Here is a 14,201-nt window from a genome sequence, read left to right on the forward strand (position 1 = left end):
AAGATCGCTTTGGCGATCCGTGCAACATTGCGTTTTTATCGTTCAGTACATATTGAACGTTACGAACGCATGCGGAGCCGCCATGACCCAGACCTCCCCCGAAGACCGCTTTGTCGCTGCCCTGGGCCTCATGGCCCAGGCCGAAGGCGTGACCCGCATCGCGGGCCAGATCGTCGCCTACTTGACGCTGGAGGGAGAGCCGCGCTCGCTGACAGAGATTGCCACGGCGCTCGATGTGTCCAAGGCCTCTGTCTCCACCAATGTCCGGCATCTTGAACTGCGCGGCACGGCGCGCCGCGTGTCCAACAAAGGGTCGCGTCAGGACCTCTGGGCGGTATCTGCCAAGCCGCACCGGGGCATGCTGCTGGACATGTCGGTCCGCTTCGAACGCAATGCCGAAACCATTGAAGAAATTGCCGAGAGTTTCCCCGCGACACAAACGGTCAAGCGCGACCGTGTGCGGGATCATGCCGATTTCTACCGCGACTCCGCGACATTCCTCAAATCCTGGGCCGAACAGCTGAAGCTGGGCGCAGCTGAGACCGTTCCATCCACGACCATCAGCCACGGGACCAAGTGACATGGCCGACAAGACCCCCAAACCGCCCAAACCCGAATGGGCCCTGACGGGCCGTGAGCGCAAGGCCCTGCGCGCCGAGGCTGCGGGCGGCCGCGCGCCCCGCCGCCGCTGGCCCTGGGTGATCCTGCTGGTCGTCCTTGCCGCAGGCGGGTTTTTCTATGCCAAGTCCACCGGCCTGCTGCCCGCGCCGGAGGCTGAACCGGCGGCAGAGACCGCTCCGGAGGCCACCGAAGCGCCCGCCCGGGAGGTCGTCATGCAGCTCCTCCCGCGCGAGCTGACGACGGTGGAACGCAGCACCCTGCGCGAAACCATCCGCATGACCGGATCGCTTGACCCCGTCCGCCAGCTGGGCATCCCGGCCGAGGTCGGCGGCCGTGTCGACACGGTCAAGAAACGCGAGGGCGACGCCGCTGTGGAAGGGGAGACGCTGGTCCAGATCGACCTCGACACCCTGCGCAATCAGCTGGAACAAAGCCGCGCCACGGCCGATGCCACCCGCGCCCAGCTGGAATATGCCCGCAGCGAACTGGCACGGACGCAGAGCCTTGTTGACCGTGGCGTCGCGACCTCCGCCACGCTCGACAGCAGTTCCGCCAATGTCCAGCAACTGCGCGCCAGCCTCGCGGCGCTGGAGAAACAGGTGGCCACCGCAGAGCTTTCGCTGAAAAAGGCCACGATCACGGCGCCTTTCACCGGCATGATTGCCGAACGCGAGGTCGATCCGGGCGCCTATGTCAGCCCCGGCACACCGCTGATGACGCTGGTCGATATCACGGAACTGGAGCTCGAAGGCGCCCTGCCGGTCGTCTACGCCCCCCGCATCCGCACCGGCCAGACGGTGGAGATTAACGTCGACGGCTTCGGCGACCGCAGTTTCACCGGCGAGGTCGAGCGCATCGCGCCCGTCGCCGCCTCCGGCACCCGCATGCTGCCGATCTACGCCACGATCGACAATCCCGATGGCATCCTGCGCGGCGGCATGTTCGCCTCCGGCCAGCTGATCCTCGACAGCAAGGATGACGTGATCGGCGTTCCCGTCGATGCCCTGCGCAAGGATGACGAGGGCGAATACGTCCTCAAACGCGACGGCGACCGCGTGATCCGGCAGCCCGTGACCGTGGCCCGCATGTGGGACCGGGGCCGCACTGCGGAGATCTCAGAGGGCCTGACCGAAGGCGACACCATCGTCGCCACGCCGCTCGAACGGCTTCAGCCCGACATGAAAATCTCCGTGGTTGAGGGCTGATCCATGTTCCTGACGCGCATTTCCGTCAACCAGCCGGTCTTTGCCACGATGATAATGGTGGCGATCTTCGTGATCGGCCTCTTCTCCTACCAGCGCCTGCCGGTGGAACAGCTGCCGGAGGTCGATTTCCCGGTAGTCGCCGTCGTGACCTCCTATCCCGGTGCCACGCCAGAGGCGGTGGAATCGGACATCATCGAACCGATCGAGGATTCCGTCTCCACCCTCTCGGGCATCGACACGATCACCTCCACGGCTCAGACCGGGTCCTCGCTCGTGCTGATCCAGTTCGATCTGGAGGTCGACAGCTCCGTCGCCGCGCAGGATGTGCGCGACCGGATCGCCCAGATCGCCGGATCGCTGCCCGACAATGCCGAGGATCCCCAGATCCTGAGGTTTGATCCGTCGGAATTGCCCATCATCTCCGTCGGTATCTCGTCCGACCGCTACGACACCGGCACGCTGACCGCGCTGGCCGAAGATCAGCTGGCCACCCGCCTGTCGAACATCACCGGCGTCGGTCGTGCGTCAGTCGTGGGCGGCCTCCCGCGCGAGGTCCATGTGCTGATCGACCCTGACCGGCAGTCAGCTCTCGGCATCGGCGCGACGGAGATCGTGAATGCGCTGCAGAACGAAAACACCGACCTTCCGGCAGGGTCGGTCAGCGACGGCCTCGCCAAGCAATCGGTTCAGGTGGAGGGGCGGATCACCGACCTTTCGGGCTTTGACGAGGTCATCATCGCCCGGCGCGGCGGCTATCCCGTCCGCCTGGGCGACGTGGCGCAGACCGGCACCGATCTGGCGGAACAGGAGAGCCTCGCCATGCTGGACGGCCAGCAGGCGCTCGCCGTCGATATCGTGAAAACCCAGGGCGCCAATACCGTCGCCGTGGCCGAAGCCGTGCGGGAAGAGATCGCGGAGCTGGCGGAGGACCCGCTCTACGACGGCATCTCGCTCGAGATCATTCGCGACAATGCCGTGCCCGTCGAACACAGCTTTGAATCGGTCCAGTCGATGCTGGTCGAGGGCGCGCTGCTCGCCACCGTCATCGTCTTCCTCTTCCTCAATTCCTGGCGCTCGACCGTCATCACCGGCCTGACCCTGCCGATCTCTATCATCGGCACCATGGCAGCGATCTATTTCCTGGGCTTCACGCTCAATATGATGACGATGATGGCGCTGTCGCTCGCCGTCGGCATCCTGATCGACGACGCCATCGTGGTGCGCGAGAACATCATGCGCCACCTGCACATGGGCAAGGACCACCATCAGGCCGCGCTCGACGGCACGAACGAGATCGGCATCGCCGTTTTGGCCACCACCCTCTCCATCGTTGCCGTCTTCCTGCCCGTCGCCTTCATGGAAGGCATCATCGGGCGGTTCTTCCTGCAATTCGGCGTCACCGTGTCGGTCGCCGTCATCATCTCCCTCTTCGTGTCCTTCACGCTTGACCCGATGATGTCCTCCGTCTGGTACGACCCCTCCGCCGATCCCAACGTGAAACGCGGGCCCATAGGCCGCGCCGTGCATCAGTTTGAACGGTTTTTCGACTGGCTGGGCCGCCGCTACCGCGGGCTCCTGAAGGCCGCCCTGCGCTGGCGCAAGACGACGCTTATGGCCGCACTCGCCTTCTTCATCGGCGGCCTCGCCCTCTTCCCCTTCGTCGGGGCGGAATTCGTCCCGCCAGAAGACAACGCCGAAATGCAGGTCGATATGGAGATGCCCGTGGGCACGCCGCTCGACCGCACGGCGGAAAAGATCGCCCAGGTCGACGCCATCCTGCGCACCTTTCCGGAGGTCATCGGCACCTATGCCACCGTCAATTCCGGCACCAATTCAGGTGAGAACAACGCCTCCATCATCGTCCGCCTGACTGGCCAGACCGAACGCACCCGCACGCCTGTCACCCTGACGCCGCCGATCCGGGAGGCATTGCAATCCGTCCCCGGCGCCCGCTTCCGCGTCGGCCCTCCGGGCTCTTTCGGCGGCGGCGTGGCCACGCCGGTGGAGGTCAAGATTTTCGGCGAGGATCTCAATGTCCTCACCCGTCTTTCCCATACCCTCGCGCAAAAGCTTGAGGCGATCCCCGGCATGGCCGACGTCCGCACCTCGCTCGATGATCCGCAACCGACCATTGGCATCCGGATCGACCGCGACGCAGCCTCTGACCTGGGCGTCTCCATCGCCCAGGTGGGGCAGGCGCTCTCGCCCATGATCGCGGGCCAGACGGTCTCCGACTGGACCGCGCCCAATGGCGACAGCTACGACGTGCTGATCCGCCTGCCGGAAGAGGTCCGCAACAATGCGGCCCTCCTCGGCTCGCTCCCCGTCGCCTCCAATGCCGATGGCACCGGCGTGATCCGGCTCGACCAGATTGCCACCGTCCAGCAGACCCGCGGCCCCGGAGAGATCACGCGGGAGGACCGCGAACGCTCCGTCCAGATCACCGCAGGGCTCGACGGGATCGACATCCGGCAGGCTCAGCCGTTGATCCAGCAGGCTATCGCGGAACTCGACCTGCCCCCGGGCTATCGGACGGGCTTCGGCGGCGATGCCGAACAGATCGCGGAATCAGGTGCCTCTGCCGTTGCCGCCCTGACGCTGGCCGTGGTCTTCATCTACCTTGTGCTGGCCTCGCAATTTGGCTCTTTCCTGCAACCGCTGGCCATCATGTCGTCGCTGCCGCTGGCGCTGATCGGCGTGATGCTGGGCCTGCTGGTGGGCGGCTCGACCCTCAATATGTTCTCCATCATCGGCTTCATCATGTTGATGGGCCTCGTGGTCAAAAACGCCATCCTGTTGGTCGACAATGCCAACCAGCACCGCGCGGAGGGCATGAACCTCTTCGACGCGCTGGTAGAGGCCGGCACGACCCGTTTCCGCCCCATTGTCATGACCACGCTGGCGATGATCTTCGGCATGCTGCCGCTGGCGCTCAACATCCACGGCGGATCGGGTCAGAACGCGCCCATGGCGCATGCGGTGATCGGCGGGTTGATCTCCTCCTCGCTCCTGACGCTCGTCGTGGTGCCGGTGCTTCTGACCTATATCGACAGCTTCCTGCGCCTGATCCGGCCGCTCCTGCCCCGCGCGCCCGAGGACAGCCACGCCTGACCCCGCGTCCTTGCCCGCCAACCGGGCAGCGGCGTACAAGACCGGACACCTGCGATCACGTTGCCGTGCAATGCCGCGCATAGGGCGTTGTTTTGTCCTATCCTAAGGTCAACAACAGCCCGGCCCAAGTCGCGCCGGACCACGAAAGGAACGCAGAGTGCCAATGCCCCACAAGCCCGCCCGCCGCCGCTTCCTGACCGGCGGCGCCGCTGCCGGTCTCATCCTGCCCCTCGCCGCCCCGGCCCTGATTACCCCCGCTCGTGCCGCGGGTCTCGCCCCAACCACGACGATGCGGGGCGGGGCCAACAATTACCGCCCCGGCGCGCCGGTGGTGGAGCGGATCGGCAATGGCGGCTTCTGGATGAGCGGCACGGTCCGCCGCGCCGGTGACGGCGCCCCGCTGGAGGGCATCCGCATCCAGATCTGGGCCCATACCACCGAAGGCCACGAACGCGACGCTCGCAGCCATGGCGCCACACTGACCGGCGCAGACGGGCAGTTCCGGCTGGAAATGCCGCAGATCATCCCCGCCTTTGGTCAGGCTCATGGCCATCTGGCCTATGACAGCGGCGCCTATGAGACCGTATTCCTGCGCCCGGTGCTGGGACGCACCGCAGATACCAGCCTGACGGCGGATTTTGTGCTCCAGCCGGCCTGACATCTTGCCGCCGCAGCACAGCCCGCACGAACCGCCGCGCCGCGCCCCTGCGCGCCGGTCGCGCCTTTTTCTGATCAGAGGTGTCGTGGCTCTGGCCCTGATCGTGCCGATCGCGGTGGCGGCGGCCAGCCCGCTGCTGCAATGGCGCACGCCGGTCTATATCGGCGCCGGGCTGGCCGGCGTCGCCGGTCTGGGATTGCTGCTGCTGCAGCCGCTGCTTGCTCTGGGTCTGCTGACCGAAACGCGGCGGGACGGACGTCAGCTGCACCGTTGGGGCGGCGCGCTGCTGGTCGTCTCGGTCGCGCTGCATATTGCGGGGCTCTGGTTGACCAGCCCTCCGGATGTCGTCGACGCCCTTCTGTTCCGGTCTCCGACGCCGTTTTCGGCCTGGGGTGTGATCGCGACCTGGGCGCTGATCGCCACCAGCATTCTGTCCCTGATGCGGCGCTGGCGGGCCATCCGGCCGGCAATCTGGCAGCTGCTGCATGCCGGCCTTGCCCTGAGTGTCGTCGGGTCCACCATCCTGCATGCATGGCTGATCGACGGCACGATGGGCGACCTCAGCAAAGCGGTGCTCTGCGGGATCGTGGCGGTCGCAACCCTTGCCGCCGTACTGTCCATGCCGGTGGTCAGGCGCTTTGGCCGGCGCGCGTCCTGACAGCTGCCCCTTAAGCTCAGTCATCAAAAAAGCCGTCAGACAGCCGTTACCGGGCGGTCATCAGGCGGGCGTGCCCCCGGTTGCGAGATGCCGGGCCAGATAATCGGAAAAGACCGAGGCCCGGCGCGAAACATATTGCCGGGGCGGTGTCACGGCATAGAGGTTCGTGGGCTCGGCAGTGTACCGGTCCAGCGCCGTTTCAAGCCGGCCCATGCGGATATCTTCCGCAATGTCGAAACTGGATTTCTGAACGACGCCAGCCCCGGCAATCGCCCATTGCCGCAGGGCTTCGCCATCGTTCACCTGCCTGTCACCGGACACGCGGATACGGATCTTTTCCCGCCCGTCGCGAAACATCCAGGAGGTATGCCGGACCCCCGGGTCCCCCAGCAAAAGGCAATTGTGCTGCATCAGATCCGCCGGTCGCTCGGGCTTGCCATGTTGACGCCAATAGGACGGGGCGGCGCAGATATTCTTCTGTCCGCGCAAAAGCAGCCGGGCTTTCAGGTCTGAATCCCGCAGCGGTCCGGTGCGGATGGCTAGGTCAAAGCCCCCCTCGACCAGATCGACCAGCCTGTCGCTGAGATACAGTTCGACGGTGACCCCGGGATGATCCCGCATGAAGGCATCAGCAAGCGGCGCAATCTGGTGCCGTCCCAGATCATTGGTGCTGGTGATGCGGAGATTGCCGGCCGGGGCCCCCTCTCCGGGCATGGCCGACATCACTTCATCGACATCGGCGAGGATACGGCGGCTTTCGTCAAGAAAACGCTGTCCTTCCTCGGTCAGCGACAGCTTGCGCGTGGTGCGCACAACCAGCTGCACGCCGAGCCTGTCTTCGAGCGCCTGCAAACCGTAGCTGACGGTCGAAGGTGCCACGGCCCAGTCCCGCGCAACCGCCGACAGCGACCCGCCCTCGGCGATCGCCACGAACAGCCGCATGGCCCGGAAGGCGTCCATTATTCGATCCAGTCGTAAAGTCTTTCGCAAACCTTACGCATTCAAATCCCTGGGCGAAAGCTAGATCTCTGCTCAGACGTTGATTTCAGGAAAGGATACCCGATGTCAGAGCGTCAGAAACATGCTCTCGTGGCCGGTGGGCTGGGCGTGATTGGCAGAAATCTTGTGCGCCACCTAGAACAGCAGCCGGGCTGGCAGGTGACGGCTCTGTCGCGACGCCGTCCCGATTTTGACACGCGCGCAAAGTACCTGTCGGTCGATCTGCTGGATGCGGCTGCGACGGAACAGGCGCTCAGCGAAGCAGGGCCGTTCACCCACGTTTTTTACGCGGCTTATCAGGAACATGAAGACCCTGCGGCGCAGGTCGATACGAATCTGGCCATGTTGCGCAACTGCGTGACCGGGGCCGAGCAGGCCTCGCCTGATCTCGGGCGGATCATCCTGTACGAAGGCGCTAAATATTACGGGGCGCATCTGGGCGCGTTTCCGACCCCCGCGCGGGAAGACGACCCCCGGGTTCTGCCCCCGATGTTCTATTACGATCAAGAAGACTGGCTGATGGCTCGATCCGAGGCCGCCAGCTGGTCGCCGGTGATCCTGCGGCCCGATGTGGTCTGCGGATTTGCCATTGGCAACCCGATGAACCTCGCCATGGTGATTGCCGTCTATGCCGCGATCTGCAAGGAGCTCGGGCTTCCTCTGCGCTTTCCCGGCAGTGTCGGATGTTATGGCAGGCTGGCGCAGGTCACCGATGCCGGCCAGCTTGCCCGCGGATCGGTCTGGGCCGCCACCGACGCGCAGGCCGGGTCGGCCTACAACCTGACCAATGGGGATGTCTTTCGCTGGTCTCATCTGTGGAAACGGATCGCGCGCCATCTGGACATGGACCCGGCAGAGCCGATGACGATTTCGCTGCAACAGATGATGGCCGACAAGGCGCCGCTCTGGGACGCGATCAAGGCGCGTCACGGGCTGGTGGACGTGCCTTTCGACAAGATCGCCTCCTGGGGCTTTGGCGATTTCATCTTCAACTGCGACTGGGACGTCATCAGCGCCACCACCCGCATCCGGCAGGCCGGGTTTGGCGATGTGGTCGACAGCGAAGAGATGTTCATTAACCTCATCGACGAATTTCGCGAAAGAAAGGTCATCCCATGACAGCTGATCCGGACCCAACCCCAGATGAACAGAAGGCGCACAGCCATGTTCGGGGTGTCGAACATATCGGCATCACCGTGCCCGACCACGACGCCGCGCTGGCATTTTTCCAGGATGCCTTTGGGGCAGAGATCCTGTTTTCCCATACCGATACAGCCGGCGGACCGATCCACGGGCGGGACGTTGGCGCGAAGAACGGGCTGCCGGCCGACCGCGCCATGGCCAAGGTTTCGATGCTGAGGTTGAAAAACGGTCCCAATATCGAGATTTTCGAGATCGACCGGCCCGAAGGACAGCCCGGCACCGATATCGTTTTCCTTGGGATCAGTCATTTCAGCGTCAATGTCTCCGACATCGGGCGCGCGGCAGAGGCGTTCCGGGCTGCCGGCGGAACCATGCTCTCCTCCCCCTATGACCTTGGCCCGCCTGAACGCGCCGAAGGCAACCGGGGTGTCTTTGGTCGCGCGCCCTGGGGATTGCTGATCGAGATGGAGCAGTTACCGGGGCCGATGGACTATGCCTCCGGCGCCCGCTCAACCCGGTGGCAGCCCGACGGCGGCTGAATTCTGTCTCAGGCTCGGCGGCCTGACAACGAACATAGACCGGCGGGCCAGCCACATCGGCGCGGCCCGGCGGGAGATTTTACACCGAATAATAAGAAGGATCAGAGCTATGAAATATCTGAATGCGCTGGAAACCGCAGAAGGCTGGACGCCTTACGGGATCTTTATGTTGCGGATGGTGCTTGCCCTCTACTGGGGTGTGCACTGGGGCTACAAGGTGATCCACCAGGGCATGGCGGCGACCGAACAGATGTTTGTGGGCCTCGGATATCCGGCCTGGTTCGCCTGGGGCGATGTCACGCTGGAAGTGGTTGCCGTGGTCTGTCTTGTTCTGGGGCTGTATGTGCGGACGATGTCGCTGGCGTTGTTGGTGATCCTCGTCCCGGCGCTGGAAGTCTGGATCCCGAACGGGCTCTGGGCCAATGCGGGCGGATATGAATTCCCGGTCCTGTGGATCCTGATGCAGATTGTGCTGGCGCTTCTCGGACCCGGGGCCTGGGCCCTGCGGACCCTGCCATTGCATCACGGCGATCCCGCGGTGAGCGCCCGCAGCTGATCCGGGGCCGGTTTCCCACCAAACGACAAAGGAGAAGACTATGAAACGCAATAAACTGGGCACCACCGGGCTCGATATCGCGCCGATCGTTTTTGGCGGCAATGTTCTGGGCTGGACCGCCGATGAGGCCGAAAGCTTCCGTGTGCTGGATGCCTTTATCGATCACGGCTTTGATGCCATCGACACGGCCGATGTCTATTCGGCATGGGCCGACGGGCATAGCGGTGGCGAATCCGAAACCGTTCTGGGCCGGTGGTTCGCCGCGCGGCCCGGCATGCGCGACCGGGTGAAACTGTTCACCAAAGTGGGCTCCGACATGGGCGGCCCGGGCGAAAAGGGCCTGTCGGCGGCTTGGATCGCCACGGCGGTTGACCGGTCGTTGAAGCGTCTGCAGACCGACAGGATCGATCTCTATTTCTCGCACTGGCCCGACGAGACGGTCACGCATGAGGAAACGCTGGGCGCCTATTCCGATCTGCTGGCCGCAGGCAAGATCGGGGCCATCGGGGCGTCGAACTACGATGCCGCACGTCTGCAGGCCGCTCTGACGGCGGCGCGGGACAATGACCTGCCGGCCTATCAGGTGATCCAGCCCGAATATAACCTCTACGATCGTGACACGTTCGAGGGCCCGCTGCAGGAGCTCTGCAGGCAGGAGGAGATCGGCGTGGTGACCTATTTCTCTCTCGCTGCCGGATTTCTGTCCGGCAAATATCGCAGGCCGGAGGATCTGCAGGGCCGGCAGCGCGCCCGGATGGTCGAGAAATATCTGACCGAGCGTGGCATGCGTCTGCTGGACCGGCTGGAGGAGATCGCGTCCAACAATTCCGCCGCTCCGGCCGAGGTCGCCCTGGCCTGGATCATGGCGCAGCCGGGTGTCACGGCGCCGATTGCCAGCGCCACAACCGTCGCACAGGTCGAAAGCTTTGCCCGGGCGGCATCGCTTGCGCTGTCGCCCGCCGATATCGAGAGCCTGACCACCGCCGGCGCCTGATGTCAGGCACCCCGGGCCGGCCGCGGCCCGGGGCCGTCTGAACCGCGCAGGAGGCCCGACCGGCGGTCGCAGAGCATATTTGACTTGAAAATCCCCCCGTTTCCCCCCATGTACTCGCGCACCCGCGCGTCCTTGCGGGCAACGCAACAACGGAGACATCATGGCCAAGGAAGACACTCTCGAATTCCCCGGCGTCGTGAAGGAACTCCTGCCTAATGCGACATTCCGGGTCGAGCTCGAGAACGGCCATGAAATCATCGCACATACGGCAGGCAAGATGCGCAAGAACCGCATCCGTGTTCTGGCTGGCGACAAGGTCCAGGTCGAAATGACCCCCTATGATCTGACCAAGGGTCGGATCAACTACCGATTCAAGTAAGCGCCGGGCGGCGCGGGCTGATATGAAGCTGATCCTCGGATCCGGCAGTCCCCGCCGTCTGGAACTTCTGGCGACGCTCGGGATCAAACCCGACGCCGTCAGCCCCCCCGATATCGACGAAGACCCGCTGAAGGGCGAACAGCCGCGCCCCTATTGCATCCGCGTGACACGCGAAAAGGTGCAGGCGGTGGCGGCGGGTCCCGAGGATGTCGTGCTCTGCGCCGACACCACCGTTGCGCTTGGCCGTCGTATCATGGGCAAACCGCGCGACGCGGGGGAGGCGGCGGAATTCCTGCTGTCCATGTCCGGCCGCCGGCATAAGGTCATCACTGCCGTGGCCGTCCGCAGGGGCGACCAAATCTGGGAACGTGACGTCGTCACCACGGTGAAGATGAAGCGGCTGTCGGATACCGAACTCAATGCCTACCTCGCCACCAATGACTGGCAGGGCAAGGCCGGGGCCTATGGCATCCAGGGGCCCGCGGGCGCCTTCCTGCCCTGGATCCAGGGCAGCTACACCGCCGTGATGGGCCTGCCCGTCGCCGAAACCGCCGCGCTGCTGACCGCCGCCGGCTACCCGGTCTGGAGGACCGCATGAAGGGCCACCTGATCCTGCTCGACCATCTGCCCGGCAAGGACGGCCCGGTGGAAACCGCCGCCCTTCTGCGCGACGGCCACCTTGAAGACCTGCTGATCGACAGCGACGCGCCGCGTCCCGGCACGATCTACCGCGCCCGCGCCGACCGGCCGGTCAAGGGGCAGGGGGGCATGTTCCTCGAAACCCCCGACGGCTCCGCCTTTCTGCGGCAGGTCAAGGGCCTCAGCCCGGGCGAGCCGCTGCTGGTGCAGGTCACCGGCTATGCCTCTGACGGCAAGGCGATCCCGGTCACTACAAGGCTGCTGTTCAAAAGCCGCTATGCCATCGTCACCCCCGGCGCGCCGGGCCTCAACGTCTCCCGCCAGATCGACGAGGAGGACCGCGATGCGCTGCTGGAGCTCGCCCATGACGCGCTCGACGGCCATCCGATCCTCGCCGGGGAAGACCCGGCGGGCCTGATCCTGCGCTCCTCCTGCGCCGGGGCCGATCCGCATGAGGTCGCGCAGGATATCCGTGAAACCGCCGACCTCGCCGCCCAGGTGCTGGCCGATGCCGAGGGCCCGCCCGAGAAGCTGACCGAAGGCGACGGCCCCCATGCCACCGCCTGGCGCGAATGGACCGTCGAGGCGCAGATCGACACCGCCCCCGGCTGCCTTGAACATCACGGCGCGCTGGAGCTGATCGAGGCCCTGCGCTCCCCCATCGTCGCGATCTCCCCCGGCCATATGGCGATCGAAGCGACCCGCGCGCTGGTGGCGGTGGATGTGAACACCGGCGGCGATACCTCTCTGGCCGCAGGGCTCAAGGCCAACCTCGCCATGGCGCGCGACCTGCCGCGCCAGCTCCGCCTGCGGGGGCTGGGCGGGATCATCACGCTGGACGTGGCGCCGATGCCCAAAAAGGACCGCCGCTCTTTCGAGGGCGCCCTGCGCGCCGCGCTCAAGACGGACGACACCGAAACCGTCATGGCCGGATGGACGCCGCTGGGCCTCTATGAGCTTCAGCGCAAGCGGTCGCGCCTGCCCCTCGCGGCCCTTCTGACGAAGGAGATGCTGGAATGAGCTGCCCGATCTGCAACAAGCCGACCCAGCAGGACTACCGCCCCTTCTGTTCCAAGAAATGCGCCGATATCGATCTTGGTCGCTGGATGCGAGGCAGCTACGCCATCCCCTCCAACGATCCGCAGGATATCGAGGAGGCGCTGGACGCGCTGGAACGGGGCGCAGCCGCAAAGCCACAGGATGACGAACCCACCCGTCACTGACTTGTGACCCCCGCGCACCCCGGCTAAGAGCCACGCCAGAGGGAGATGCCCATGCCACAGATCCTGTCCACCACGGACCCCGATTTCGAGGACCAGTTTCGCGCCCTGCTCGCCGCGAAGCGGGAGGACAGCCCCGACGTGGATGAGGTCGTCGCCGGGATCATTGCCGATGTACGCCAGACCGGCGACGCGGCGGTGATCGCGCTGACCAACCGGTTCGACCGGCTCTCCCTCACCCCCGGGACCCTTGCCTTCTCGGCCGAGGAGATCGACAGCTACTGCGCGACAGTGCCGCAGGATCAGCGGCAGGCGCTGGAGCTCGCCGCCGAACGCATCCGCGCCTATCACGTCCGCCAGATGCCCGCCGACGCCTCCTGGACCGATCCGGAGGGTGCGACCTTGGGCTGGCGCTGGACGCCTGTCTCCGCCGCGGGCCTCTACGTGCCGGGCGGCCTCGCCTCCTATCCCTCTTCCGTCCTGATGAATGCGATCCCCGCCAAGGTCGCGGGCGTGCCGCGTCTGGCGATCTGCGTGCCCACGCCCGAGGGCGCGGTAAACCCGCTGGTCCTGCTCGCCGCCCGGATCGCGGGCGTGGACGAGGTCTACCGCATCGGCGGGGCACAGGCGATTGCTGCGCTGGCCTATGGCACGGAAACCATTGCCCCGGTTGATAAAATCACCGGCCCCGGCAATGCCTATGTCGCCGCCGCCAAACGCCGCGTCTTCGGCAAGGTCGGCATCGACATGATCGCGGGCCCCTCGGAAATCCTCGTGATTGCCGATGCCGAGAATGACCCCGACTGGATCGCCCTCGACCTGCTGTCACAGGCCGAACATGACGAAAGCGCCCAGTCGCTGCTGATCACCCCCGATGCCGATTTCGGTCAGGCCGTCATGCAGGCCGTCGACAAACGCCTCGAAACGCTCGAACGGCGCAAGATCGCGGGCGCCAGCTGGCGCGACTTCGGCGCTGTCATCACGGTGCGCGATCTTAACGAGGCGGCAGAGCTGTCGAACCGCATCGCCCCCGAACACCTCGAACTTTGCGTCGCCGACCCCGACGCGCTGGCCGAACACTGCATCCATGCCGGGGCCATCTTCCTTGGTGGCTGGACGCCGGAGGCCATTGGCGACTATGTCGGCGGCCCCAATCACGTCCTGCCCACGGCGCGTTCGGCCCGATTCAGCTCCGGCCTGTCGGTCATGGACTTCCTCAAGCGGACCACCATGGCGAAAATGACCCCCGGCGCGCTCAAGGCCATCGGCCCCTCGGCGGAAATCCTCGCAACCTCGGAAAGCCTTGAAGCGCATGGCCTTTCCGTCCGCGCCCGGCTCGACGCGCTGAACCGGGACCGGTAAATTCCCGGTTGGCAGTCGCGACAAATTCACCATAAGTTAACGAACAAGTGGAATATTGCTGCATTGCAGCATAGATTGGTCAGCTAGGGGAGACCTTGCAACCGATCAAAGGGAACC

At 65.2% G+C, this 14,201-nt stretch carries 15 protein-coding genes; 14 read left to right on the forward strand and 1 reads right to left on the reverse strand.

The annotated features are described in order from the left end of the window. Positions 1 to 82 precede the first annotated feature (82 nt). The 5 genes from ACRARG_RS16235 (at position 83) to ACRARG_RS16255 (ending at position 6,253) form a co-directional block, all read left to right on the forward strand. A complete protein-coding gene (locus ACRARG_RS16235; RefSeq protein ID WP_432691058.1) occupies positions 83 to 580 on the forward strand; it encodes a GbsR/MarR family transcriptional regulator in 498 nt (165 codons plus the stop codon). A 1-nt stretch (position 581) separates the two neighbouring features. After that, entirely contained in the window at positions 582 to 1,826 is a 1,245-nt protein-coding gene (locus ACRARG_RS16240) for an efflux RND transporter periplasmic adaptor subunit (protein ID WP_432691059.1), read from the forward strand. A 3-nt stretch (positions 1,827 to 1,829) separates the two neighbouring features. Further along, positions 1,830 to 4,937 carry an efflux RND transporter permease subunit gene (locus ACRARG_RS16245; protein ID WP_432691061.1) on the forward strand — a complete coding sequence of 1,036 codons (3,108 nt, stop codon included), beginning with the start codon at positions 1,830 to 1,832 and terminating at the stop codon, positions 4,935 to 4,937. 163 nt (positions 4,938 to 5,100) lie between these two features. Beyond that, the gene (locus ACRARG_RS16250; protein ID WP_432691063.1) at positions 5,101 to 5,595 is read left to right on the forward strand and encodes a peptidase associated/transthyretin-like domain-containing protein; all 495 of its coding nucleotides are present in this window, start codon (positions 5,101 to 5,103) and stop codon (positions 5,593 to 5,595) included. An 85-nt stretch (positions 5,596 to 5,680) separates the two neighbouring features. Beyond that, positions 5,681 to 6,253: a ferric reductase-like transmembrane domain-containing protein gene (locus tag ACRARG_RS16255; protein WP_432691064.1), complete on the forward strand. Its 573-nt coding sequence runs from the start codon at positions 5,681 to 5,683 to the stop codon at positions 6,251 to 6,253. 60 nt (positions 6,254 to 6,313) lie between these two features. Here ACRARG_RS16255 and ACRARG_RS16260 read toward each other — a convergent pair whose 3' ends face one another. Then, positions 6,314 to 7,213, reverse strand: coding sequence for a LysR family transcriptional regulator (locus ACRARG_RS16260; protein ID WP_432691066.1), 900 nt, complete (start codon positions 7,211 to 7,213; stop codon positions 6,314 to 6,316). Positions 7,214 to 7,315: 102 nt separating this feature from the next. Between ACRARG_RS16260 and ACRARG_RS16265 the strand changes: the two genes are divergently transcribed. The 9 genes from ACRARG_RS16265 (at position 7,316) to hisD (ending at position 14,084) form a co-directional block, all read left to right on the forward strand. Beyond that, complete coding sequence (locus ACRARG_RS16265) at positions 7,316 to 8,371, forward strand: SDR family oxidoreductase (protein WP_432691067.1); 1,056 nt, start codon at positions 7,316 to 7,318, stop codon at positions 8,369 to 8,371. Next, positions 8,368 to 8,934, forward strand: coding sequence for a VOC family protein (locus ACRARG_RS16270; RefSeq protein WP_432691069.1), 567 nt, complete (start codon positions 8,368 to 8,370; stop codon positions 8,932 to 8,934). The genes ACRARG_RS16265 and ACRARG_RS16270 overlap by 4 nt, the downstream gene beginning before the upstream one ends. 109 nt (positions 8,935 to 9,043) lie before the next feature. Continuing rightward, positions 9,044 to 9,490, forward strand: a complete 447-nt coding sequence (locus ACRARG_RS16275) for a DoxX family protein (RefSeq protein WP_432691070.1) — start codon at positions 9,044 to 9,046, stop codon at positions 9,488 to 9,490. A gap of 40 nt (positions 9,491 to 9,530) precedes the next feature. After that, positions 9,531 to 10,484 (forward strand): aldo/keto reductase, encoded by a 954-nt coding sequence (locus ACRARG_RS16280; RefSeq protein ID WP_432691072.1) that lies wholly within the window; start codon positions 9,531 to 9,533, stop codon positions 10,482 to 10,484. A gap of 160 nt (positions 10,485 to 10,644) precedes the next feature. Continuing rightward, positions 10,645 to 10,863, forward strand: a complete 219-nt coding sequence (gene infA, locus ACRARG_RS16285; protein WP_005978431.1) for a translation initiation factor IF-1 — start codon at positions 10,645 to 10,647, stop codon at positions 10,861 to 10,863. Between the two features lie 22 nt (positions 10,864 to 10,885). Then, positions 10,886 to 11,461 (forward strand): Maf family protein, encoded by a 576-nt coding sequence (locus ACRARG_RS16290; protein WP_432691074.1) that lies wholly within the window; start codon positions 10,886 to 10,888, stop codon positions 11,459 to 11,461. After that, on the forward strand, positions 11,458 to 12,522 hold the full coding sequence (locus ACRARG_RS16295; protein ID WP_432691075.1) for a ribonuclease E/G: 1,065 nt from the start codon (positions 11,458 to 11,460) through the stop codon (positions 12,520 to 12,522). The genes ACRARG_RS16290 and ACRARG_RS16295 overlap by 4 nt, the downstream gene beginning before the upstream one ends. Further along, positions 12,519 to 12,725: a DNA gyrase inhibitor YacG gene (locus tag ACRARG_RS16300; RefSeq protein WP_432691077.1), complete on the forward strand. Its 207-nt coding sequence runs from the start codon at positions 12,519 to 12,521 to the stop codon at positions 12,723 to 12,725. The genes ACRARG_RS16295 and ACRARG_RS16300 overlap by 4 nt, the downstream gene beginning before the upstream one ends. A gap of 51 nt (positions 12,726 to 12,776) precedes the next feature. Beyond that, positions 12,777 to 14,084: a histidinol dehydrogenase gene (gene hisD, locus ACRARG_RS16305; RefSeq protein ID WP_432691078.1), complete on the forward strand. Its 1,308-nt coding sequence runs from the start codon at positions 12,777 to 12,779 to the stop codon at positions 14,082 to 14,084. The last annotated feature ends 117 nt before the right edge of the window (positions 14,085 to 14,201 follow it).

The sequence above is a fragment of the Pseudooceanicola profundi genome, from assembly GCF_050897955.1.
GTDB lineage: Bacteria > Pseudomonadota > Alphaproteobacteria > Rhodobacterales > Rhodobacteraceae > Pseudooceanicola.